The 23,878-nt window shown below is 38.0% G+C and carries 19 protein-coding genes and 1 riboswitch; of the genes, 3 read left to right on the forward strand and 16 right to left on the reverse strand.

Features of this window, described 5'->3' with window-relative positions; translation table 11 throughout:
- On the reverse strand, nt 1-1,140 hold the full coding sequence (gene ald, locus A9178_RS15135; protein ID WP_068676778.1) for an alanine dehydrogenase: 1,140 nt from the start codon (nt 1,138-1,140) through the stop codon (nt 1-3).
- A 215-nt stretch (nt 1,141-1,355) separates the two neighbouring features.
- Nucleotides 1,356-2,711, reverse strand: coding sequence for an aspartate aminotransferase family protein (locus tag A9178_RS15140; protein WP_068676779.1), 1,356 nt, complete (start codon nt 2,709-2,711; stop codon nt 1,356-1,358).
- Nucleotides 2,712-2,899: 188 nt separating this feature from the next.
- Here A9178_RS15140 and A9178_RS15145 point away from each other — a divergent pair, with 188 nt between their 5' ends.
- Nucleotides 2,900-4,561 (forward strand): PucR family transcriptional regulator, encoded by a 1,662-nt coding sequence (locus A9178_RS15145; RefSeq protein ID WP_068676781.1) that lies wholly within the window; start codon nt 2,900-2,902, stop codon nt 4,559-4,561.
- A gap of 87 nt (nt 4,562-4,648) precedes the next feature.
- Here the strand turns inward: A9178_RS15145 and A9178_RS15150 are convergent, their stop codons facing one another.
- From A9178_RS15150 to A9178_RS15180, 7 genes are all read right to left on the reverse strand, one after another.
- Nucleotides 4,649-5,647: a zinc-dependent alcohol dehydrogenase family protein gene (locus A9178_RS15150; RefSeq protein ID WP_068676783.1), complete on the reverse strand. Its 999-nt coding sequence runs from the start codon at nt 5,645-5,647 to the stop codon at nt 4,649-4,651.
- 136 nt (nt 5,648-5,783) lie between these two features.
- Nucleotides 5,784-7,022 carry a Zn-dependent hydrolase gene (locus A9178_RS15155; RefSeq protein WP_068676784.1) on the reverse strand — a complete coding sequence of 413 codons (1,239 nt, stop codon included), beginning with the start codon at nt 7,020-7,022 and terminating at the stop codon, nt 5,784-5,786.
- A 37-nt stretch (nt 7,023-7,059) separates the two neighbouring features.
- Nucleotides 7,060-7,272, reverse strand: coding sequence for a hypothetical protein (locus A9178_RS15160; protein WP_082918226.1), 213 nt, complete (start codon nt 7,270-7,272; stop codon nt 7,060-7,062).
- Between the two features lie 36 nt (nt 7,273-7,308).
- Nucleotides 7,309-8,784, reverse strand: coding sequence for an NCS1 family transporter (locus A9178_RS15165; protein ID WP_082918227.1), 1,476 nt, complete (start codon nt 8,782-8,784; stop codon nt 7,309-7,311).
- A 237-nt stretch (nt 8,785-9,021) separates the two neighbouring features.
- On the reverse strand, nt 9,022-10,443 hold the full coding sequence (hydA, locus tag A9178_RS15170; protein ID WP_068676786.1) for a dihydropyrimidinase: 1,422 nt from the start codon (nt 10,441-10,443) through the stop codon (nt 9,022-9,024).
- A 46-nt stretch (nt 10,444-10,489) separates the two neighbouring features.
- Complete coding sequence (preA, locus tag A9178_RS15175; RefSeq protein ID WP_068676787.1) at nt 10,490-11,764, reverse strand: NAD-dependent dihydropyrimidine dehydrogenase subunit PreA; 1,275 nt, start codon at nt 11,762-11,764, stop codon at nt 10,490-10,492.
- 39 nt (nt 11,765-11,803) lie between these two features.
- Nucleotides 11,804-13,171 carry an NAD(P)-dependent oxidoreductase gene (locus tag A9178_RS15180; protein WP_231889863.1) on the reverse strand — a complete coding sequence of 456 codons (1,368 nt, stop codon included), beginning with the start codon at nt 13,169-13,171 and terminating at the stop codon, nt 11,804-11,806.
- A gap of 610 nt (nt 13,172-13,781) precedes the next feature.
- Here A9178_RS15180 and A9178_RS15185 point away from each other — a divergent pair.
- A complete protein-coding gene (locus A9178_RS15185) occupies nt 13,782-14,096 on the forward strand; it encodes a hypothetical protein (RefSeq protein WP_068676788.1) in 315 nt (104 codons plus the stop codon).
- Between the two features lie 185 nt (nt 14,097-14,281).
- On the opposite strand, the gene A9178_RS15190 is transcribed toward A9178_RS15185, so the two are convergent.
- From A9178_RS15190 to A9178_RS15200, 4 genes are all read right to left on the reverse strand, one after another.
- A complete protein-coding gene (locus tag A9178_RS15190) occupies nt 14,282-16,150 on the reverse strand; it encodes a serine hydrolase domain-containing protein (RefSeq protein WP_068676789.1) in 1,869 nt (622 codons plus the stop codon).
- Nucleotides 16,151-16,238: 88 nt separating this feature from the next.
- Complete coding sequence (locus A9178_RS15195; RefSeq protein ID WP_068676790.1) at nt 16,239-16,697, reverse strand: hypothetical protein; 459 nt, start codon at nt 16,695-16,697, stop codon at nt 16,239-16,241.
- 191 nt (nt 16,698-16,888) lie between these two features.
- Nucleotides 16,889-17,014 carry a DUF6254 family protein gene (locus tag A9178_RS19410; protein ID WP_231889864.1) on the reverse strand — a complete coding sequence of 42 codons (126 nt, stop codon included), beginning with the start codon at nt 17,012-17,014 and terminating at the stop codon, nt 16,889-16,891.
- Between the two features lie 167 nt (nt 17,015-17,181).
- On the reverse strand, nt 17,182-18,441 hold the full coding sequence (locus A9178_RS15200; RefSeq protein ID WP_068676791.1) for a cation:dicarboxylate symporter family transporter: 1,260 nt from the start codon (nt 18,439-18,441) through the stop codon (nt 17,182-17,184).
- Between the two features lie 142 nt (nt 18,442-18,583).
- Nucleotides 18,584-18,730, reverse strand: a riboswitch (cyclic di-AMP (ydaO/yuaA leader).
- A 226-nt stretch (nt 18,731-18,956) separates the two neighbouring features.
- Between A9178_RS15200 and A9178_RS15205 the strand changes: the two genes are divergently transcribed.
- Nucleotides 18,957-20,405 (forward strand): carbon starvation CstA family protein, encoded by a 1,449-nt coding sequence (locus tag A9178_RS15205; protein WP_068676792.1) that lies wholly within the window; start codon nt 18,957-18,959, stop codon nt 20,403-20,405.
- Between the two features lie 262 nt (nt 20,406-20,667).
- Here the strand turns inward: A9178_RS15205 and A9178_RS15210 are convergent, their stop codons facing one another.
- The 3 genes from A9178_RS15210 to A9178_RS15220 all read right to left on the reverse strand — a co-directional run bounded on the left by A9178_RS15210 (nt 20,668) and on the right by A9178_RS15220 (nt 23,867).
- The gene (locus A9178_RS15210) at nt 20,668-21,525 is read right to left on the reverse strand and encodes an ABC transporter permease (RefSeq protein ID WP_068676802.1); all 858 of its coding nucleotides are present in this window, start codon (nt 21,523-21,525) and stop codon (nt 20,668-20,670) included.
- Nucleotides 21,526-21,563: 38 nt separating this feature from the next.
- The gene (locus A9178_RS15215; protein WP_068676803.1) at nt 21,564-22,601 is read right to left on the reverse strand and encodes an ABC transporter substrate-binding protein; all 1,038 of its coding nucleotides are present in this window, start codon (nt 22,599-22,601) and stop codon (nt 21,564-21,566) included.
- A 252-nt stretch (nt 22,602-22,853) separates the two neighbouring features.
- Complete coding sequence (locus A9178_RS15220) at nt 22,854-23,867, reverse strand: LLM class flavin-dependent oxidoreductase (RefSeq protein ID WP_068676804.1); 1,014 nt, start codon at nt 23,865-23,867, stop codon at nt 22,854-22,856.
- Between the last annotated feature and the right edge of the window lie 11 nt (nt 23,868-23,878).

Raw genomic sequence — 23,878 nt, forward strand, 5'->3', positions numbered from 1 at the left:
CTACTTACTCCCAATCTTATCCTTTATTTCAAATAGATTATTTGCTTCTTTATAAACCAAACCATGCGCCTCCGCAATAGCTTTATATGTCACATGACCGGCCATCGTATTGATTCCTTTATATATTGCTTCATTATCTTGTGCCGCCTTTTGAATTCCTTTGTTAGCAATATTTAATGCATAAGGCAATGTTACATTGGTCAAACTTAGTGAAGCCGTTTTAGGAACCGCTCCAGGCATATTGGCAACTGCATAATGAACAACACCATGTTTTTCATAGGTTGGATTATCATGTGTTGTGATTCTGTCGGATGTCTCAAAGATTCCACCTTGGTCAATGGCAACATCCACAATAACGGATTTTTCTTTCATTGCTTTTACCATCGACTCTGTTACAAGTTTAGGAGCTCTTGTTCCCGGAATTAATACCGCCCCAATAACAAGATCCGCTTCAGCTACCGATTCTGCTATATTAAGTGGATTAGACATCATCGTTTGGATTTGGTTTCCAAATAAGTCATCGAGTTCACGTAAACGTGCCGGATTTAAATCAATGATAGTAACATCCGCACCTAAACCAATAGCAATTTTCGCCGCATTCGCTCCTACCACACCACCACCAATAATCGTTACTTTTCCACGACTAACGCCAGGAACACCACTTAAGAGAATACCTTTTCCACCCTTTGGTTTCTCCAGGAATTGTGCCCCAATTTGGGCGGCAATCCTCCCTGCGACCTCACTCATCGGTGATAATAATGGAAGGGAACCATCTTTTTCCTGAATCGTTTCATATGCAACACTCGTTACCTTAGAGTCCGCGAGCGCTTTCGTTAATTCAGGTTCTGCAGCAAGGTGAAGGTAGGTGAATAGAATTTGGTCTTCTCGAAAATAACCATACTCCTCTGGTAGAGGCTCCTTTACCTTCATGACCATATCCTGTGACCAAACCACTTCCTTATTTTCTTCAATCCTTGCACCTGATTTCGAATACTCCGCATCTGTAAAACCAGAACCTAAGCCTGCTCCTTTTTCAATTACCACTTCATGCCCCGCACCGACTAATGCATCTACCCCAGAAGGAGAGATAGCCACTCGATTTTCATTATTTTTTATTTCTTTTGGTATTCCAATTTTCATGTTTGTGCCCCTTTCATTCTCACGATTATCAAAGGAAGTTCAAAGCTATGCCGCCTCGAACTCCCAACACATTAGGAGACAAATTAGAGGAAGGCCGACTAAAAACAACCTTTGCGGCTAACGTCGGCACACCCCTATGAAGGGGCGGCATTGCAATAGAACGTTGCGATTTTAGCCTACTCGCTCCTCTTTATTCTCCATTCGAACATCCACTATTACATATTTTCTTTAAATACTTTCTTTAAAATCGCAATCATAAAATCAATATCATCATCTGTACTGGATAATGGTGGGCTCAGAGTTAAAATGTTATTATAACCCGCAACTGTGTCTCCGTTCTTCCCAACAATTAATCCGTTATCTTTACAAGCTGCGATAATCTTCCCAATTCTATCTTTAGATGCTGGCTCTTTCGAAATCTTGTCTTCTACCAGTTCAATTCCCACCATTAATCCAATCCCACGCAAATCTCCAACATGCGGATGTGCTTGCAATTCTCCTAACTCCTGTAGAAGTCTATCACCCAATTGAGCAGAGCGATCAAATAATCCTTCTTCTTCCATGATTTCAATGTTTTTTAATGCTATAGCACAAGCTGCAGGGTTTCCACCGAATGTATTAACATGACGAAAATGACTATTTTCTTCTCCACTCTTAAACGATTCATAAATATCCTTCCTAACAGCTGTTACAGATAAAGGTAGATAAGCACTAGTTAGTCCTTTTGCCATCGTTATGATATCTGGTTTAATATTGAAATGCTTATGACCGAAAGCTTTCCCTGTTCTACCAAATCCACAAATCACTTCATCAATAATGAATAGAACACCATGTTTGTTACAAATTTCTTGAACCTTCTCTACATATACTGGATGCGGTATAAGGATTCCACCTCCTGTAATGACCGGTTCCATTATGACTGCAGCAATTGTTTCCTTTTGTTCCCAAATTATTGTCTGTTCAATTTCCTCTGCACGTTGGATATTGTATTCTTCTACCGACATTCCTACTGGTTTACGGTAATTATCTGGTGGAGCAACATGTAAAAATCCTGAAGACAGAGGTTCATATTTATATTTTCTTAATGCCTGGCCGGTTGCTGACAAAGCCCCCATTGAACTTCCATGGTAAGCACGGTATCGTGAAATAACTTTTAAGCGATTGGGATCCCCATTTTGCTGATGGTATTGGCGTGCAATTTTAAATGCTACCTCATTTGCATCAGATCCACTGTTGGAATAGAAAATCATATAATCATCGTCAAGCATTTCATTTAGTTTTTCTGCCAATTTAATAGCGGGCTCATGACTTTGTGTCATTGGAGTATAGGCGATTTTCTTAATTTGTTCATAAGCAACTTGTGCTAATTCTTCACGTCCATAACCAACGTTGACACACCATAAACCTGCCATTCCGTCTAAATAACGATTTCCCTGTTCATCGGTAATCCATGATCCTTTTCCTTCCTGAATGACCATTGGTGGGTTCTTTTCACTGTACGGGGATATATGATGCCATACATTTTGACGATCCCTTTCCACTAATGATTGTTTCTTTTCCACTGATTCCATCCAACATCTCCTCCTTATCTTTATTCAATGAACATAATGTCCATTCCTTAAATTAATCATTTATATTTATTTGACAAAATATTGAGTATATTACATAATTTATTCTATACTAAAAAAAGGTGGTTTTCATTTTACATTGTGTTAAACCTTAGTTATTTCTCTTTTACTTTTTGAAAGGGGTTACATAAATGGATAAATGGCAGGTAACAGTAAACGATGTTCTTTCAAGAGATTTGTTTAGAAATTGTAAACTAGTAGCAGGATCTAGAGGATTAGATCGTGAAGTGAAATGGACCCATATTTTAGAGATGAGTAATTTCGAGTCTTTCATTAATGGGGGTGAATTGATTCTTACTACTGGTTCTAGTATCCATTTTGATTCACCAAAGGGAATCGACTACCTTGAAAAATTAAGAAAGAAAAATATTGCAGGTGTTTGCATCGAACTTGGAACACACGTCAAAACCATTCATCCAGATATTATCCAATACGGAAATGACCATCATATACCACTAATTACCTTTGATACTATCGTGAAATTTGTCGATATTACACAAGATCTACACACTCTCATTATTAATCACCATCATCACATGTTAAATCAAATCAACGTATTTTCCCAAAGAGTTAACGAATTATCCCTAATGCCAAACGGTATATTAAAAATTTTAAAAGAATTACATTGCCACCTAGATATTCCCGTTATTTTCTTGACAGACGATTCAAAAACATTCTATTATCCACCACAGGTAAAGGATGACATTCCATCAATTAAAACAATCATTGGACAGAATGTAACAATCACGACGCTTTTCTCTGAAAGTAATTTTTTGTTGGAAGCTGGCTATACCATTTTTCCTATTAAGATTGTTGGGAATACTTGGGGGAATTTATTTCTAAAAAGTAACACGAATGATTTAGATAAATTTTCCGATTCTTTGATTGATCGGGCGATCTTAGCTATTACACAAATTATGCTCCGGAATCGAACAATAGAAGAACGAAAACAAAATCTAGAAGAAGAGATTATTCGCAAATTACTACAGGGTAAAGATTGTGATGCTGATGATATTCAGAAGGTTTTACCTGCTCAAGCAAAGAATTTTAATTATAGATTATTCCTCATAGAAACGCCCTCCTTCGATATCGAGTTGAAAGATGGAGAGTGGGATGAAATTAAAATGCAACAATCGCTCATGATCCGGTCTTTGTTTAGAACTTATGGATTTATTCCTTCCCTGTCTGTTAATAAAAATGAAATTACGGTCATTGCTTCCTTTTTTAAACAAGAAGAAGCAAAGAAGGACACAGAAAGATTCACGAAAATCATCGAAGAGATTGGGAATATTCAAGAACAAAAGATATTGATAGGAAAAAACTGCCGATTCGGTATTAGTAATATTAAGAATGATTATACAGAATTAAACAAGAGCTATAAAGAAGCGAAAGATGTCATCTTTATTCAATCTTCTAATCTTTTACAAACATATTTTTTTGAGAATATCGGGGTTTATCGCATTCTATTGAACTTGCTTGAAGACCAAAAACTAGAAGATTATATTCATGAATATTTAGGACCTATTATTAGGCATGATCATGAAATGAAAAGTGATTTATTAGGTACGCTGTCAATGTACTTAAATTGTTTAGGCTCAAAAAAAGAAACCGCAGATCGATTATTTATTGTTCGTCAAACCCTCTACCATCGCTTGGAAAAAATCAAAGAACTACTTGGAGAAGATTATATGGAACCAGTAAACCGACAAGCAATAGAACTAGCACTAGCAGCCTATTCTCTACTAAGCTGCACGAAACCGTCCATCCAACGCACACCACAGAAAAAGGCATAGAGACACGGGGACAGGTTCATCGTCCCAAATCTTATCGGGACGATGAACCTGCCCCTTCGACTCTAAAGGTATGAAGGCATTTCAAACTTACCAACTATTTCTCAAAACTATTTTTCCTATTGCCTTGCCTGACTCCATGTACTCATGGGCTTTTGTGACTTCATCAAAGTTATAAATGTTGGAATCTAAAAGTGGATGCAGATTACCTTCCTCCACCAATCCAGAAATCTTTTGTAAAATTTCTCCATAATGTTTATGCATGTCCTCGTTTAATATCTTTAATAACATAAAGGTAACATGAAGAGATAGTCCCTTTGAATGAATTGGGGAAAGGTCATGAGTCGAACGAGTAGCAATAGCTGTTACCGTTCCATGTACCGCTGCTGCCTCAAAAGATCGATCAAGGTTTTCACCGCCTACCGTGTCAAACACGACGTCAAATCCTTTGCCGTTTGTATAATTTCGGACATAGTCGTGAACACTTTCTTCACGATAATTAATCCCTACATCAGCACCAAGGCGCATGCCAATCTTAAGCTTCTCTTGTGAAGAGGCAGTTGTATAGACCGTCGCTCCTCCCCATTTGGCTAGTTGAATGGCGATGTGCCCTACACCCCCAGTGGCTCCATGGATTAATATATCTTGTCCAGGTATAAGCCTAGCACGATTAAACAATGCTTCCCAAGCAGTAATAGAGACTAATGGTAAGGCTGCAGCTTCTTCCATCGTCAAATTTTTCGGCTTATGAGCAAGTAAATCAACATCAGCTAGCATAAATTCTGCAAGTGCACCGCCGCTAGTTCCCTTAAAACCACCGGCGCATCCAAACACTTCATCGCCAATTTTAAACTTAGTTACTCCCTCACCTACTGCAGACACCAATCCTGCCACATCTCCATGTAATACCGCTGGAAACTCAGGTGCAACTGCTGGAACTGCACCAGCACGAACTTTCGTATCAATAGGGTTTACACTTGTAGCCTTCACTTCAATAAGTACATGTCCTGGTTTTAGTTCAGGTTTTAACATCTCTTTCAATTGAAATACAGATGGTTCACCAAAAGATTGAATAACTTGTGATTTCACTTTAGTCACTCCTTTTATTTTTACCTAAAAATTTAAAATACTAATCTTATTATATAAATTATTAGAATAGATTGATATCTTTCAGCTTCACGAAGTTCGAATTTCAGGATGCTTTCCCCCAAAAAAGGGCATAGAATCATCTATGCCCAATCAAATCCAATATTGTTTGTAGTACAACGTTAACGCCCTTTTCACAGTCTTCCCAAGATGTTAGCTCATCTTCAGCATGGCTTTTTCCATTAACACTTGGAACAAAAACCATAGCAGCTGGGATATACGTGGCAATAAACTGTGCGTCATGACCAGCACCGCTCGGCATACGTTTGAAACTATATCCTAATGATGTACAGGAATTCTCCAATGATTCTACAAGTTCATCCTGAAACCAAACCGTATCACGGTCCCACAGCTTTGTCGCGGTCACTTCGCATTTTTCCTTGCCTTCTGATTCAGTAAGACCTTGGATAATACCCTCTACTTGTCGAATCGTGTTTACTTCTTTATGGCGAGCCTCGATTGTAAATACAACCTTATTTGGAATAACCGTATGAATATTAGGACTTACATCCATTCTTCCAATTGTATAAACGAGGTCCGAATCCAATTTACTCATTTTTTCACGGATTTCATTGATTAAGTTATTTGTAGCAAAAAGAGCATCCCTTCTCATGGACATTGGAGTTGTTCCAGCGTGGTCCGAATCTCCTGTTACTTCAATTTCATAACAGCACATCCCTACCACACATTCAACTACTCCAATGTCCGTTGCTTCATTTTCTAATACAGGACCTTGTTCGATATGGAGTTCGATGAATGCTTTAGCTTCCTGTAATCGATTCGCCTTGTCTCCTTCATAGCCACTTGCTTTCAGTGCTTCTCGAAACGTGATACCCGTTTTATCTGTAGATTGAAGCATCGCACCTTTATAGAAACGCCCCGACATGACACCAGACGCCATCATGGAAGGCTCAAATCTTGCTCCCTCTTCATTCGTAATATTAGCAATAACAATTGGTACTTGTGGTTTAATATTATTGTCAACAAGTGTACGCACAACCTCTAAGCCTGTCACAACACCAAGGACACCATCAAATCTTCCACCCTTTTCCACTGAATCTAAATGGGATCCCATCACAATTGGAGGTTGATCATTATCTACTCCCTCTAGTGTTGCATACATACTCCCCATGTCATCCCACTTAACCGTCATCCCTAGTTCTTCACATACAGATTTAAAATAATTTCTTGCTTGAATATCGATATCAGTTAACGCCAACCGGGTTACCCCATTGCGTTCTGTTCTTCCAAAGTCAGCAAACGCCTCCAACGTATCTTTCAATCGTTTCCCATTTATAAGCACTTTTTGTTTCTGCATGATTCTCCCTCCATCTATAAACATTACTATCTTGTTTTTATGATTGGCCTTTAATCAGTATCGTTGTCACATATTTTCTACTATCAGGATTGGTTAAACGAATGGACTTTCTCGAAGCGGTTTTGCCTAATTTTTCAAATTCAACTACATCGCCTTCCAAGGTTCCATTAATATTTTTAATGACATAATTTTGTTTTACCATTTCATCAATAACTTGCTTCTCTTCCATAAACTCTTCATAGTTTGACAATTTCTATCCCCCTCCTAGATTATCAATTTGGTTTTATTACTTCACTTCATTACCCGCATGACCTTGATTGGTTTCGTGGTCAATAAACCAATCCCGTCCTACCGTTATTCCTAAATAGTCATCATCACTCGGATTAGAGATTTCAGCTTGTGGGAATTTCCTAAAGTACCAATATTTCGACAATACATAGTAGATGACCGCTGCAATCACAAAACCAATGATAAAGGAATACGTCATAAATATTGTTGCAATCACACCACCAATAGCCCAAGAAATAAATCCAACAATATTTACTCCCCCGTTAAAACGATACTGCCCTTCCGTATCAAAAAGTTCGGGAACATTTACTCTTCGTTTCCGTAATAAATAATAATCAGCAAAGAGAATTCCACTAACAGACGATAACACGGCACCAATAATTAACAAAACTTGGGTCAAAATTTCATAGACACTCCAAGGCTGTATAGCCGTACCCACAATCCCTACGACAAAAACAGCAATCGCATGGGAAACCTTTGGCCCCAACACATTGGAGAATATAGCGGCAGCAGGTAAAACATTAGCTGCAGTATTCGTAGACCATTGCGTTAATACAATCATCAGAAGTAACATTGCCAGCATCCAACCAGATGCAGTCTCTTGAAGAGCCGTTACCGGATTAGAGGTACCCGCCACAACAAAAGCAGCCGCACCAATCATAATCATAAATGCTTCGGTTATTGGCATAGCTATAAGACTGCCGATAAGTGTTGTTTTATTTCGTTTGAACCAATTCCTTTCATACTTAGGTGCTTTAAAATGACGTGAAATGGTCGGAATATCACATCCTAACGTTGCCCAAAATCCCATATTTGCAAAAATGACAACCATAAATGCAGTAACAGCAGCCCCTCCAGTAACTGGACTCGCCACCCAGTCCCAGACATTACTGCCTTGTCTCGTGATTTCCGTAGTTAGTGTTTGATAGATAATTAAAGAAAGAATGATAATGATTGGAGCCGCCAAATCTGCAAATCGCTCCACCCATTTAATACCAGATGCCGTATTAATCAATTGGAATAACGCGAACACAATATAACATAAAAGCCAATTATCAAAACTCGGATTCATCGTATTCAAAATCGCATTGATAGCAGTTGATCCAAAATACGTATTCAACCCAAACCAAAAGGAAGCTGTTACTGCTCTTGTAACTGACGGGATGTGTGTCCCCACTGTACCAAACGGCGCCCTCATATAGACCGGGAATGACAATCCATGTTCTACCCCGATATCACCAATGATAGATATGAAGGCACCGATAGCAACACAACCTATTAGCGTTGCCAACACAACCCATGGCAAAGAAATACCTTGTATACCTGATGCACCAATGTCGAAGGTTGCCAGCAGAATCGCCATCCCAATCCACATCATAAAGAATCCCCTAACACCTATCTTTCTTTCATTATGGTGGATTGGGAGCAAGTCTTTTGACTTCAAGTAAGAATTACTCTTCTTTTTTTCCTGCAAGACAATCGACCTTCTTCCCATATATTTTTTTCTTAGGCAGAAAGTAGAGATCTTTCCGCCTAAGCGGAACTACGTCATTCACTGAAGCTAAAAGGGAATGTGCCACGTTTTCCAAACCCGCCAATTGTTATTGTTTCATCGCGGGTGAAGATCAGGGTAGCTACTCGGTCAAATTTCAATGGGTATGCAACGAATAGTATGGGATGGTTTTAAGATAACTTACTTTTAAAAAGCTATTTATCTACTTATTGCTGTTTCCTCCTGTTGCTTAATGACATTGGAATTGTATTTGGCACGTTTTAAAAACTTGCCTGATCCAGGTTTACCTACAAACTCCTTATCCTTCACGACATACTCACCACGAGATAAAACAGTTACAGGTTCGCCTGTGACTTTCATTCCCTCTAGTGCACTGTAATCAACAGCCGAATGATGTGTATTTACAGAAATGGTACGCTCCACATTTGGGTCAAACAAAACAACATCGGCATCTGCTCCCGGAGCAATCGTACCTTTATTCGGAAATAAACCGAATAGTTTTGCGCTTTGAGTCGACACCATATCGACAAATTGATTTAAAGAAATACGTCCTTTCTTCACTCCTTCTGAGAATAAAACACTAAAACGGTCTTCTACAAATGGTCCACCATTGGGAATTTTCGTGAAATCCCCCTTCCCTAAATCTTTTTGTCCATCAAAATCAAAGGAGCAATGGTCCGAACCAATCGTTTGAAGCTGCCCACTCTTTAGCGCATTCCAAAGCACTTCTTGGTTGGATTTGTCTCGTAATGGGGGAGACCACACATATTTCGCACCTTCAAAATCGGCTTGATCCAAATAACTTTGATCAAGCACTAAATATTGTGGACACGTCTCTCCGAACACATTAAATCCTTTACTACGAGCCTTAGCAATTTGTTCCACCGCTTCTTTACAGGTAACATGCACTACATATAATTGTGAGTCAGCAAGCGCTGTTAGTTTCGCAGCACGTCCTGTCGCTTCACCCTCCAATTCAGGTGGACGGGTTAACGCATGATAAATAGGTTCGGTATTTCCATTACTCAAAGCTTCCTTTGTTAAGTGTTCAATCACATCGCCATTTTCTGCGTGAACCATCACTAAGCCGCCATGTTCTTTCGCAGTAATCAATGTTTGATATAACGTTTCATCGTCAGCTTGTAATACATTTTTATAAGCCATAAATACTTTAAAGGAAGTGACACCATCTTCTTCAATCACAATCGGGATTTCGTTTAAAACGCTTTCATTAGCTTCTACAATTTGCAAGTGAAATCCATAATCGATAACCGCTTTGTCTTTCGACTTTTGATGCCACTTATCAAGTGCACCCTTTAGTGATTTACCTTTTTCCGTTAAGCAGAAATCAATAATCGTTGTTGTTCCTCCATGTGCTGCCGCAATCGTTCCTGTTTCAAAGTCATCCTTTGTTACTGTTCCACCAAAAGGCATTTCCATATGGGTATGCGGATCAATTCCTCCCGGGAATACATACAACCCTGAAGCATCAATTACTTCCGCGTACACATCACTTAAATCCTGTCCGATTGCTTTTACCTTTTCATTCTCTATCAAAATATCGGCTTGGTACGTATCCGTTGCTGTCACAATGGTTCCATTTTTAATAATTTTCTTCATCTATGAGTCCTCCTTTAATATCGCTTCAAAATGAATTCACATCGAATTACGAATCAGCATTTTGTAACATTTGAATCGCTGATTGGCGATTATTCCATGACATTGGCGGTTCTGTTGGTGTTAAGTCAATCATATCAATTGCCCCATCTACAGGACAAACAATGGAGCAAAGATTACATCCTACGCAATCATCTTCTCTTACTTTTAGATAATCATTTCCGTTCTCATCTGTTAATATGTCAATACATTGATGTGAGGTGTCCTCACAGGCAATATGACATTTATTACAGTTAATGCAAATATCATTGTTAATACGGGCAACCACCTTATGATTTAAATCTAAATCACTCCAGTCGGTGTATTTCTCAACAGAAGCCCCGATAATATCGCTTAATGAATCAATTCCTTTTTCATCCAAATAATTCGATAATCCTTCTGTTAAATCCTCGATGATTCGGAATCCATGATGCATGGCTGCAGTACAAATTTGTACTCCCCCTGCTCCCATAAGCATAAATTCAACGGTATCCTGCCAAGTTGAAATTCCACCGATTCCTGAAATAGGGATATTAATTTCCGGGTTTCTGGCACAATCTCCGACCATATTTAATGCAATCGGCTTCACAGCTGGACCACAATACCCGCCATGTGCCCCTTGCCCATTGACATTCGGTACTGGATTCCATGTATCTAAATCAACACCAACCAGACTGTTAATCGTATTAATCATACTAACCGCATCTGCACCACCGCGAACTGCTGCTTTTGCGGTTGCCCTAATGTCGGTAATGTTCGGTGTTAATTTCGTAATAACAGGAACTTCTGCAGCTTCTTTCGCATACATTGTAGTCATTTCTACTAAGTCAGGATGCTGTCCAATAGCTGAACCCATTCCGCGCTCTGACATACCATGCGGACAACCAAGGTTTAACTCAATTCCATCCACCCCAACATCCTGTACCTTTTTCACAATTTCATGCCACTTCTCTCGTTTCGGTTCTACCATTAATGAAGCTATAATGACGTGATTAGGATACATTTTCTTTGTTTCATAGATTTCCTTTAAGTTCACTTCTAGGGGACGATCTGAAATTAACTCGATATTGTTAAATCCAGCTACACGCTGACCATTAAAATGATGTGCACCAAAGCGTGAGGTAACATTTAATATCGGTTCTCCTAATGTTTTCCATACCGCCCCACCCCAACCTGCTTCAAATGCACGCTGGACTTGATATCCGGTATTTGTCGGCGGTGCCGATGCTAGCCAATATGGATTCGGTGATTTGATTCCAGCAAAATTAATACTAATATCAGCCATATTCATCCTCCTATTTAGGGATTCTATATTTAAATTTTCTCAAACACGCTCTGCCAAAGTTTCTTTAAAACGTTGGTGAATGGATAATGCCGTTTCTTTCCCCTGTTGGGCTGCAGAAACAACCATCGCCTCTCCAATCCCTTTACCAAAAATAACATCCCCAGCAGCATATACTTTTGGATTAGAAGTTATCAATGTGTTCTCGTCTACTTTTACAACTCCCCCATTATGTTCTAAACCAAAACTTTCAATCATCTTCATATGTCTCGTTTGACCAATTGCTTTTACAACGATATCAACATCCATCAAAAATTCTGAACCTTCTACTTCAACCGGTCGTGGACGTCCATCACTCTCAGCGGATTGTAATTCCATCCGGACACATTCCATTTGTTTGACATGCCCATTTTCATCGCTAATTAGACGTTTTGGATTAGTAAGCCATCTAAACTCCACACCATCTTGTTTAGCAAATTCATATTCAAAATCATAAGCCGTCATTTCCTTCTCTGTTCGGCGATAAAGAATCTTCACATTCTCCGCACCTAGTCTCACAGATGTTGTTGCTCCATCAATCGCAGTATTTCCTGCACCAATTACTGCGACCCGCTTACCAATAAATTCTTCTTCATAAATTCCATTTTTCGTACGCTCCACAAGGTCAATTGCATCGTAAACCCCATCTAAATCTTCCCCTTCAATGCCGATCATCGGTACCTTGGACATTCCAATTGCAAGTATGACAGCATCGTAGTTCTCAATAAGGTCATCTGCAAAAATATCTTTTCCTACTTCCATATTGGTGCAAATGGTGACACCAAGCTTTTCCACTTGTTCAGCTTCCCAAAGTGAAATTTCTTTTGGAAGACGGAATGGAACAATTCCAAATGTATCCAGTCCACCCGGTTCACTTTTTCCCTCATAAATGGTAACCTCGTAACCTAAACGGGCCAATTCACGAGCAGCGGATAATCCTGCTGGTCCACTACCTACAATAGCAATATGTTTTCCGTTTTTTTCTCCAGCTTTAAATAATACTTGCTCATTTTTAATCGCCCAATCCGTTGCATACCTTTGTAAATCACCAATTGGAATGGCTTTAGTGGAATGATTAAGTACACAAGCACCTTCACACAACTCTTCTGTTGGACAAACCCTAGCACAACTTGCACCGACAGGGTTAGCCTCCATAATAGTTGTTGCCGAACCCTTCATATTTCCAGATGCAATTTTTTTAATGAAACTTGGGATGTCAATACCAGTAGGACAAGCCGTAATGCATGGTGCATCGTAACAGTACAGACAACGGTTTGCTTCATCTAATGCCTCTTGAGAATTAAAACTTGGTTTCGCTTCTTCAAAATTCTTATGGCCTACTGATATAAGATTTTTTAACAAATCACTCAATGGAAAACCTCCTTTAAGCATTGATAACAAAATCCATGGATAATACAAAATCTTATAGAGAATACAATACCTAATGGTAATCATGACCACCTTATTCTTTTGTTAAGTGTGTGGATTTAGTTTAGTTATTAAGTACTTAGAGAAAATGAGGTAGGACGAGAAATAAAATAAGATGGTTTCATATTACTACAATATATATGCAGCATCATTCACATTAGGATAACTTATCAAATATTATAAAATTTTAAATATTCATATTCATTTTACAAACTGTAATACAATAAGCATTTCATTTTACCAATGTGTAAAGTAAAGAGACGAGGGGACAGGTCCATCGTCCCAAAAATTCGCTGGACTGATGAATCTATGACTTCATCCCACCGGAGAATGTTACAAATATATGAATAAAATAATACAACCCTCCGCCCATTCACCCTCATAGAACATGCATATTGACGGGCCTCAAAATGTCTAAAACCTAATAATACTTCTTCCAGCCTTTGCCATATTTTTGTTATTAGGTTGTTATTGCTTTAACACAGATTTTTTACAATGCTTTGTTATACTTTGGGAGAAGTTAAAAATCTGAGACTGAGAGAGGAGACCTGAAATGAAATTAAAAAAAATCATGGTAGGTGCAATTTCTATCGGTACTGCATTGACTTTAGCTGCTTGTTCAGGAGAAACAAATGAGGAAGAAAATATGGATGATATGGAAACCCCACCGGAAACGGAAATGAACCCCGGTACAGAGGAACCAGATTCTGGATCCGAAACAGATCCTGGATTAGAATCCGAACCAGAACTGGAGGATCCTGCACCTGGTTCAGACCTTGAGTCAGATTCAGAAGATCCAAGTTCTGATTCAGAACCAGAATTGGACCCTGAGAACCCTGATTCTGGATCCGATTCTGAATTAGAATAAGAGTAATTATAATAGAATACTAGAACATAAGTACCTCCCACTTTCTTTAAAATAGACTGTCTACAAAAATGTAGGCAGTCTATTTTGAATAAATCTTCACCTTTACAAAGATAATAGCCCATCCGATAACCCGGTAACTGGCTGGGACGATGAACCTGTCCCCCTGGCTCTATGTCCCCCTGGCTCTAAAAATAAAATTGCCAATAAATGAGTAATGCTATTAGAAGCAGACTACTTAGCATGGATATGATGTAAAGAATAGCACGTAATCTTGTTACAGCCTCTCTTCTCCAATTCCAAATAACAAAGAACACAGAAAGAATACTAGTAAAAGTAAAAGTGTAGTTTAAGATAAAGTGAATGATAATTTCAGAATAGGCACGATTACTATTCGCCAACATCCGAACCATAAGTACCATCACATTCACAACTAATGCCATCCCTGATAAGTGCAATATAGAATTCCACTTCACCATAGTTGAAAAAGCCTTTTTCTTCCGCCAACGTAGAAGACCACGAACCATAAGAATAATAGTTGAAACAAGAAAAAATACGATACAATATAGAAATAAAATGCCATGTGTTGCAAGTCTTTCCCCTTTTTTATCCATCGGTAGAAAATCCGAATAAGCTGTAGATATTTGGCTTACCGCTCCTTCTTCCACCTGAAAATATAGGGTCTGCATCGGAAGGAAGCCGGAATCTCCATTGACAAATCGATACGTATAAGGATCTTCTTGTATATAATTCCCTTTCATTCCCATAATGCTGATTTCTATTTCATCCGCATTCAAAGATTTCACTTTCAAAGGTGTTAAATAATAATAAAGATGTAGAAATCCACTTCCCATTTTACGTGCACTTATATACGTTCCTTCAATGTCAGTGGAATTCGGTGCATCTGATACAGGATGAAATACACTCTCACCAATTAATGCTTTCGTTAAACCAAACATAATATCCGCTTCCGCAGCTTGATTCGTTAATACAATCACAGCAAAGTTTTCCTCTGGTACAATATGAAAGTTGCTGGAAAAACCAGATGTATTCCCTGAATGAGCATAACCTCTCTGTTTTCCATCCACTTCCCAAAATCCATGAGCAATGCCAGGTACATTCTCTTTTACGGAGTAACTAGTAGATAGCATTTGTTCTAACGTATCTTCTTTTTCAAATAAAATACCTTTTTCATCCCCCTGTGGCATCAAGGCTCTTGCAAACTTTGCTAAATCTACAGCTGTACCATTCATTCCACCACTCGGATACATTGATATGTAAAATGGAGTGGATTCTTGGAATTCCCCCAGCCCACGTAGTACATACCCCTCAGTTACATGTTGAATAACCTCTTCTCTATTCTCCTCTGGCAAATGAATCGTCGAATGATCCATATCCAATTTTTCTAAAATATTCTCCGTCACGTAGTCATAAAATTCCATCTCCGTTATTAGTTCGATAATGTAAGCAGCAAGCGACGTGGAAAAGTTAGAATAAGCAACAACCTCACCTGGACGATAAATTTGATTTGGTTCAGCCATTTTCAATCCCTCTTCTAAAGACTTCACCTTTTCTTTAGAAGCATACCCCAAGTCAAAAATCCAATCCTCAAACCCAGCAGTATGATTCATTAAATTGAGCATCGTTATCGGTTCATCATACGTCAATTTTGTTAAAAAACCTTGAGGTAAGTAATGGCGAACATCTTCATTCAAATCTATTTTCCCTTGTTCAACCAATTGCATAACTGAAACCCAAACAAACAACTTAGTTACAGAACCCCATTCCAAAATAGAAGTATCCGGATTCATTGGAATTTTGTTTTCAATATCGGCATATCCATATCCTTTTGATAAAACAATTTGGTTATCTTTGATAACAACAATATTCGCACCGGCCGTTGTCACGCCAATATATTCCTCCACATATTCATCTACATAACCTTCCAAATCCTTAAGCGGAATCCCTGATGGTGTTAAATTTTCATTTGCTGATACGATTCCCGGAACAAATAGAGCACAGTATAGAATTACTACTATGACGGTTAATTTTCTCATCAGTAACCTCCCTTAATAGAGACATAGGGACAGGTTCATTGTCCCAAAGCCTTACCGGGACGATGAACCTGTCCCTCCGTCCCTTTCTTTAGCGAATATTTACCAATGGTGACTCAAACAATTTATCTGGAAAAGAATTGTGCCTAAGCGTTCTTTCTAAAGTTCTCGTCGTTCCTTTTACATGCATCGACCCACCAGTTGGAACTTCTACAATAATATATTGATTTTCTGCTGAATTTAAGTTTATTAGATTCCTAAATTCACCTTTATTTAACGCACAGATTGTTTCCTGACCACACACTAAGCATAAGAATACACTAGTCGATTCTCTCATTATAAGTTGAATCGATTGCATTTCAGAAACACTGAATTTAAAGTTCCATGGTGAAGATTTTTTCGTCAAATATTTCACAAATAATCTAGTATCCTGATTGACTAAATAATGACCATACTCTGAATCCACTTTTTTCAAAGCATGAAAGGAAGGATGCTCCGAAATTTGCGAAAGTACCGCTCCATGATATAAATCTTGTATTTGAATTTTCATTATACTCCCCTCCCCTTTCCAATGATAGATTATTAGAAAACTTGGCATCTGCCGAGTATACACACTCCAAAAATTGTACCATAAATGTTTATTTTTGCAGTAAGGAATCTATCTGGAATAAGGTGGAAAAGTAATATGAATAAAGACAGGATTTATCACCCTGTCTTACAAGTCAGATCATGCTTCAACTTTCACTTGCTATCATTTTTCCCCGCTTCATCAGCTAATTGATCAAAAGATTTCACTTGGCCATGTGGGTTCTGCGAATTTTTTCTCCCTCTCCATTGCCTCTCTTTTCGTGATTTTGGTCTATTCATAGAAGTTCGTACCCCTTTATAAAGTATTCATTGAGGTTAATAGCTAATTCCTCATTCTTTGTTATTATAAGGAGAGAATAGGGAAATATACGTACTACAACTAAAAAACACCCTCAAGTATTGATTTAATCAATATTTGAGAGTGTTTTTATTGGAATTAATTGTTTTTAAGATGCCTCTTGTACTGTTTCTTCAACTGGAGGATTAAACTGTCCTTCCCATTTAGCTACTACAAGAGCCGCTAATGAATTACCAACCACGTTAACTGCTGTACGTCCCATATCAAGAATACGGTCGATACCCGCAATAAACGCTAAACCTGCGGCCGGTAATCCAATCGTACTGAATGTAGCTAATAAAACGACAAACGATACACCTGGAACCCCTGCCATGCCTTTAGATGTCACCATCAAGACTAGCATTAGTGTAATTTGCTGCCAAACACTTAATTCAATACCATACATTTGCGCAACAAACAAGGCAGCAATCGCTTGGTATAAAACAGATCCATCTAGGTTAAAAGAATAACCGGTAGGAATAACAAAACTTGCTATGTGTTTTGGACTTCCTGCCTTTTCCATTTTGTCCATAATTCTTGGAAGTACTGTTTCAGAACTTGAAGTGGAGAATGCCAAAAGTAATTCCTCTTTAATCATCTTCAATAATTTAAAGATATTAATTCCAACAATTTTGGCCATGATCCCTAAAATGACGATAACAAAGAAAATCATCGTTCCATAAACCGTAATAGCTAATTTTCCTAATGGGATTAGTGACTCATAACCATATTTAGAAATGGTTACACCTATTAAGGCGAATACCCCAATTGGAGCATATTTCATAAATAGGTTCGTCACGTAAAACATAGCATGTGCCATACCTTCGAAAAATTTTAGAACAGGTTTCCCTTTTTCACCAATTGCTGCAATTCCTAAACCGAATACGACAGCAAAGAAGATAATTGCAAGCATATCCCCTTCAACCATAGCTTGAATCGGATTGGTAGGAACAATGTGAAGAAGAGTATCCGCTATGGATTTACCTTCTTGTTCTTCAGAAGTATTTACGTAACTTGAAATATCACTTTGCTGAAGCTCGTCCATATTTAATCCCGCACCAGGTTGGAAAATATTAGCAGAAATTAATCCAACTGCAATAGCAACTAGAGTCATACCTATAAAATAAGATAATGATTTAACCCCAAGCTTACCAACTGACTTTATATCCCCAACACCTGCTATAGCAACGATAATACTTGATAAAACAATGGGAACGACAATCAATTTAATCAAACGGATAAATAAATCACCAAATGGTTGTAAAACACTTTGTGCCGTTTCACTTCCATAAAAAATTCCACCAACGATAATACCTAATATAAGACCAATTAAAATCTGACTAGCCAAACTTAATTTAAACCTTTTCATAAAAACCCTACCTTCTCGATGATTTTGATAAAAAATTAATGTATAGGCAAGGAGAACAAGATGATTCTATTAATTTTTTTGGGATTAAAAAAAGACACCTGTGTGTCAAGCTATTATATAATCTCAAAGTATATTTCTCATTTTGTTTCCTCTTAAACGCTGACGAGGTTAGCTTTCGGGTTAGGACTAAGAGAAAAGAGAAGCCCTTCCTTTAAAGGATTCACCCACACGGATATATCCGTAATTAATTGGGTCCCCCGCTCTGAAAAAGATTTAGCGATAATATTACCGACTCTACTATGATACCTTAACCAACCTATTATTGTAAATAGTAGATTATTTCCATAATAATGGAAGAAACAAAATATAATAAATTTCTAGTTTATAGAATATGTGTTATTTCAACATAAATCCCTAAAAAATTGCTCCTACAACATAAAGTTATTGTATTTTTTTATGAAACGTTATAAAATAGCACTGAAAACGTTTGCACTAGGAGCAAAGGGGGAGTAAAATTGATTACATTTTTAATTGCTATAACATTATTGGTTGTTGCTTATTTCACTTATGGAAAATATGTTGAAAAAGTATTCGGACCTAATGAAGACAGAAAAACACCAGCTTATGTGAATCAAGATGGTGTTGACTATTTACCAATGAACAAACAGAAAAACGCATTAATTCAATTATTGAATATTGCTGGAACAGGGCCAATCTTCGGTCCAATTATGGGGGCATTATATGGTCCGGTTGCCTTTTTATGGATTGTGATAGGTTCTATCTTTGCAGGTGCTGTACATGATTACTTAACTGGCATGATTTCAATTCGAAATCGCGGTGCCCACATTCCAGAACTTGCTGGGAAATTTTTAGGGAAAGTTTCTAGGCATTTAGTAAACGTTTTTGCCTTACTTTTATTATTGCTAGTTGGTACCGTATTTGTTACTACACCGGCATCATTATTACACAATTTGATAGATGGAAAGATTGCCTTAATTGCTATTATATTAATGATTTTCGTGTATTATTTCTTATCTACTATTCTACCAATTGATAAAATTATTGGACGAATTTATCCGTTCTTTGGGGCGGTTTTATTAATTGGTACAATTGGGGTTGGTATAGCATTAGTATTCTCAGATTATACGATTCCCGAATTATCTTTCACTAATATGCACCCTGCTGACTTACCTGTATTACCAATATTATTCTTAACGATTACTTGTGGTGCCTTATCTGGCTTCCATGCCACCCAATCACCACTTATTTCCAGAACAACCCAAAATGAGAAACAAGGGCGTTACATTTTTTACGGTATGATGGTTGCAGAAGGTGTTATTGCAATGATCTGGGCAGCTGCCGCTATGAGTTTATTTGATGGACAAGGACTTCAAGGGTTAATTAATGAAGGTACGGCTTCTCTTGTCGTTAATGAAGTTTCCATGACCTTACTTGGTGCCATCGGCGGTACCATTGCCGTTCTTGGTGCGGTTGTGTTACCAATAACATCTGGAGATACTGCATTCCGTGCAGCACGTAATATCATTGCGGATTATATCCACATCGATCAAGCGAAAGTTGCAAAACGTTTAGCGATTGCGATACCAATGTTTGTGATTTCTTATTGGCTAACAACCATTGATTTTAATATTTTATGGCGTTACTTCTCATTCGCTAACCAAGGAACCGCTGCACTTGCTCTTTGGATTGGTACTATGTATCTATTTGTTAAGAAGAAAAATTACTTCATCGCTCTGATACCAGCACTATTCATCACGGATATGGTGTTAACCTATATCTTATATGATAGCAATCTCGGTTTTGGATTACCTTATCATGTATCTCATATTGGTGGAATCGTCATGACCATTCTAATTACTGTTTTATTTTACTGGAAGGGTAACAAGAATCGACGAGAAAACCTTATAGTTGATATAGAACTAAAATCCGATGATGCGGCATAAATATTAGACTACTCAGGTAGGAAAGTTCTGATACTTTCCTACCTGCAAATAAGAAACTCCCCAAAATGGTAATGAATTTTAATATTTTGGGGCAGTTTTCATTATCCTAAATATTATCCAAAGGCATTTTTCTAATAGGTTTAGGTATGACTCTATCAAGTTTATTCAAATCTTCATCTGTCAGTTACATATCTACTTCCAACCATACATCAGTATTCATTAAATTTCTGAATTATTGCACCAGTAGAGTAGAGTGATATAACTACATTAAGTTCCTATTTTGTCCTCTATCAGAAATTGCTAGTGTTAATCGATCAATGATAATTGCGATAAATACGATACTAATTCCTGCTTCAAATCCATTCGCCACATCAATTCGATTTAAAGCTGATAACACTTCTAAACCAAGACCTTCCACTCCTACCATGGAGGCAACAACAACCATTGCAAGTGTCATCATCGTTGTCTGGTTCACACCAGTCATGATAGTTGGTAGCGCCTGAGGAATCTGCACCTTTCTCAGTAATTGCCATTTCGTCGAACCAAATGCTAAACCAGCCTCTACTATTTCACGCGGAACCCCACGAATCGCCAAATTCGTAAGACGCATAATTGGTGGTAGTGCATAAATAATCGTAGAAAACACACCTGGAACGAGTCCTAAACCGAAGAAAAAGATTCCCGGTATAAGATAAACAAACGATGGCATGGTTTGCATCGCATCAAGCAACGGTTTAGTTAAGGTTTCAAAACGATTACTAGAAGCCATGATAATTCCAAGGGGTAACCCAATAATGATGGTCAAAACCATACTCGCAATGACAATAGTTAATGTATACATCGTCGCTTCCCATAATCCAAACATACCGATTAAAAATAAAAAGGCACTATAAAGAATACCCGACCCAACTGATTTATATTGGCTAGCGAGTAAAAAAACAACCAAAATAACGTACCACCAAGGAACCCATAAGAGAAAGTCATTCAAATGGACAAACACCCATAAAAGTCCCGATTGAATGGCATCAAAAAATCCCGCCCAATGAACGGTTAGCCATTTGACAAGAATATCTATATAATTTCCAATATGGAAAGTTAGTTTTTCTGGAAACTCAAACATCCGTAAACCTTCACCCTTCTTTCCTGCTTATTAGAAAACTAGGCATCCGCCAAGGTCAATCCTGATAATGCAGATTTTACTTTTTTAGCAATGGCTTCTGGAAGCCATTCCGTCCATACTTCTTCATTATTTTCTAAGAACCATAAAGCTGCTTCCTCTGGTGTTGCCTCATTTTCCTGCATATAAAGCAGTGCTTCTCCAGTCAGAACAGTCGAAGTCTGATAGTTACTTAGAAATTCGGTAACATCTGGTGCCCGCTCTATAAATTCTGCATTCGCTACAATATAAGCTGGATTTTCAGGGAATGCAGTACCAAAATTTTCATTAAAAATTTCCTCATTATACGCAGGTTCTTCGAGTCGAGTCATATCATACTTCGTCACTGTCCATGTTGGGGACCACTGATAACCAACCCATGCTTCATTATTCATAAACGCTTTCTCTATCGATGCAGAGACTGCTCCCGCAGAGCCAGGTGTAAAATAATTATAATACTCATTGAGACCATATGTATTAACCTTCTCCTCTAAAACATCATGGATAACTGTTCCAGTGGGCGCACCTACAATCACGCCTTTCGATGGATCTGAGGGATCTTTAAATAGCTCTGGATACTTTTTCAAATCCTCCACCGTTTTTAAATCAGGTGCCATTGGTTCAATGCCTTTCTCTGGATCACCTTCAATAACAAATGTTGGTACAAAGAATCCTTGGTCATCGGTTACAAGATTCGTAGAAAGTTCGACCACTTCACCCGCAGCCACTGCTTCCAAATACGGTTCCTCCATGTTGTTGTACCAAAGTTCCATATAAACATCAATTTCACCTGTTCTGAGTCCTGTAAATGTTGCAATAGAAGAACCATTTATAAAGTTAACAGGATAATCATAGCCATTTTCAATAATGAAGGCTGCGATAAAATTATGTACTTGCATACTATCCCATCCCCCATCAGCAATAGAAATCACTTGATTCTCAGAAGACTTTGTCCCGTCTCCTGAAACATAACTATATATCCCTAATCCAATTAATAGAACAAACATAAAAGACCAAATGTATCTCCATTTTCTTACCATTTTCTCTCTCCCTTCTTTAGTAAGAATATCATCTGTCGTTAAAATGAAAGTAAAAACCATAAGTTTATGTAAAACGAATCATTTCTTATAGCCAATGGAAAAGGTAAGGTAATTAAAAACGCTCCAATCCTTATGTATCAAGGGTTGAAGCATTTTTAAACATTACCTAGTAAAACCTCTTTTGAACAATATCATAATAGTATAAATGATTGATAACCTTATGTTAATAACTTCTAATGAGGTCCCCATGAACTAGTCCCTTAAAAATTCTCCAGCCAACAATTCAATTGCTTTTTTGCGGGCTTCGAATCCTGGCATAAGTGGTACTAACAGGACTTCATCCGCTTTAAATTGGGTAATCAATGTATGTAATTGTTCTTTAACACTTTCTATATCCCCTACTACCATGCGGTTTCGATTCGCTTTCATAATGGCGGTTTCCTTCTCTGTACAGGCATATTCTCGAGCTGTTTGAACAGATGGAAATTCCTTCAAATAACCAAAATTATTTTTTCCAAGTAACCAGAAATCTAAAGCTTCTGCGTATTCCTGCGCCTGCTCATTTGTTTCAGCAACGACAACAAACGGGGCAATCGATACTTTTGATTTTGGCATGAAACGAGAAGGTTTAAATTCATTACGATAGGTCTCTGCGGCCTGGATACCAATCGGGAACTTGTCCATACCTGCTATAGGAAATAATCCAAATGTATAACCAATTCCTAATTTAGCGGCCATTTTCGCATTTCGGACACTGGTGGACAATACCCATATATCAGGCACCGTAGAAATAACAGGATTAGCAGTGATCCCAGAGAAGCGATGGTTTTCATCAACTTGATCACTCAAATAATTGGTTAAATCCGTTATACTCTGCTCATAATTGAGTTTTCCTTTTTTATTCTCATTTAACACCCGGTTCACAATGGCCGTTCCTACTGTATTGCCAATTCCCAAATCAATTCGACCGGGATGAAATGCTTCAAGAATCCGAAAATTTTCAGCAACTTTATAAGGACTGTAGTGTGGAATCATCACACCACCCGATCCAACACGAATCCGCTCCGTGGCATCCGCTATACGCATCATGAGGAGTTCTGGTGAGCTACTGGCAAAAGCGGGAACGTTATGATGTTCTGCCATCCAAAACCGCACGTAACCTAATGATTCAGCTAACTGTGCTAGCTCAACGGAATTCTCTAATGCTTCTTTAGCACTAGTGCCTTCATCAATTTGAGCGTAATCCAAAATTCCTAATTTAACCAATGTAATCCTAC

This window comes from Oceanobacillus sp. Castelsardo (assembly GCF_001659985.1).
Lineage (GTDB): Bacteria > Bacillota > Bacilli > Bacillales > Amphibacillaceae > Oceanobacillus.

Coding starts and splice junctions, on each gene's coding strand:
- ald (WP_068676778.1), bottom strand. CDS start 1,140: ATGAAAATTGGAATACCAAAAGAAATAAAAAATAATGAAAATCGAGTG.
- A9178_RS15140 (WP_068676779.1), bottom strand. CDS start 2,711: ATGGAATCAGTGGAAAAGAAACAATCATTAGTGGAAAGGGATCGTCAA.
- A9178_RS15145 (WP_068676781.1), top strand. CDS start 2,900: ATGGATAAATGGCAGGTAACAGTAAACGATGTTCTTTCAAGAGATTTG.
- A9178_RS15155 (WP_068676784.1), bottom strand. CDS start 7,022: ATGCAGAAACAAAAAGTGCTTATAAATGGGAAACGATTGAAAGATACG.
- hydA (WP_068676786.1), bottom strand. CDS start 10,443: ATGAAGAAAATTATTAAAAATGGAACCATTGTGACAGCAACGGATACG.
- preA (WP_068676787.1), bottom strand. CDS start 11,764: ATGGCTGATATTAGTATTAATTTTGCTGGAATCAAATCACCGAATCCA.
- A9178_RS15185 (WP_068676788.1), top strand. CDS start 13,782: ATGAAATTAAAAAAAATCATGGTAGGTGCAATTTCTATCGGTACTGCA.
- A9178_RS15190 (WP_068676789.1), bottom strand. CDS start 16,150: ATGAGAAAATTAACCGTCATAGTAGTAATTCTATACTGTGCTCTATTT.
- A9178_RS15195 (WP_068676790.1), bottom strand. CDS start 16,697: ATGAAAATTCAAATACAAGATTTATATCATGGAGCGGTACTTTCGCAA.
- A9178_RS19410 (WP_231889864.1), bottom strand. CDS start 17,014: ATGAATAGACCAAAATCACGAAAAGAGAGGCAATGGAGAGGGAGAAAA.
- A9178_RS15200 (WP_068676791.1), bottom strand. CDS start 18,441: ATGAAAAGGTTTAAATTAAGTTTGGCTAGTCAGATTTTAATTGGTCTT.
- A9178_RS15210 (WP_068676802.1), bottom strand. CDS start 21,525: ATGTTTGAGTTTCCAGAAAAACTAACTTTCCATATTGGAAATTATATA.
- A9178_RS15215 (WP_068676803.1), bottom strand. CDS start 22,601: ATGGTAAGAAAATGGAGATACATTTGGTCTTTTATGTTTGTTCTATTA.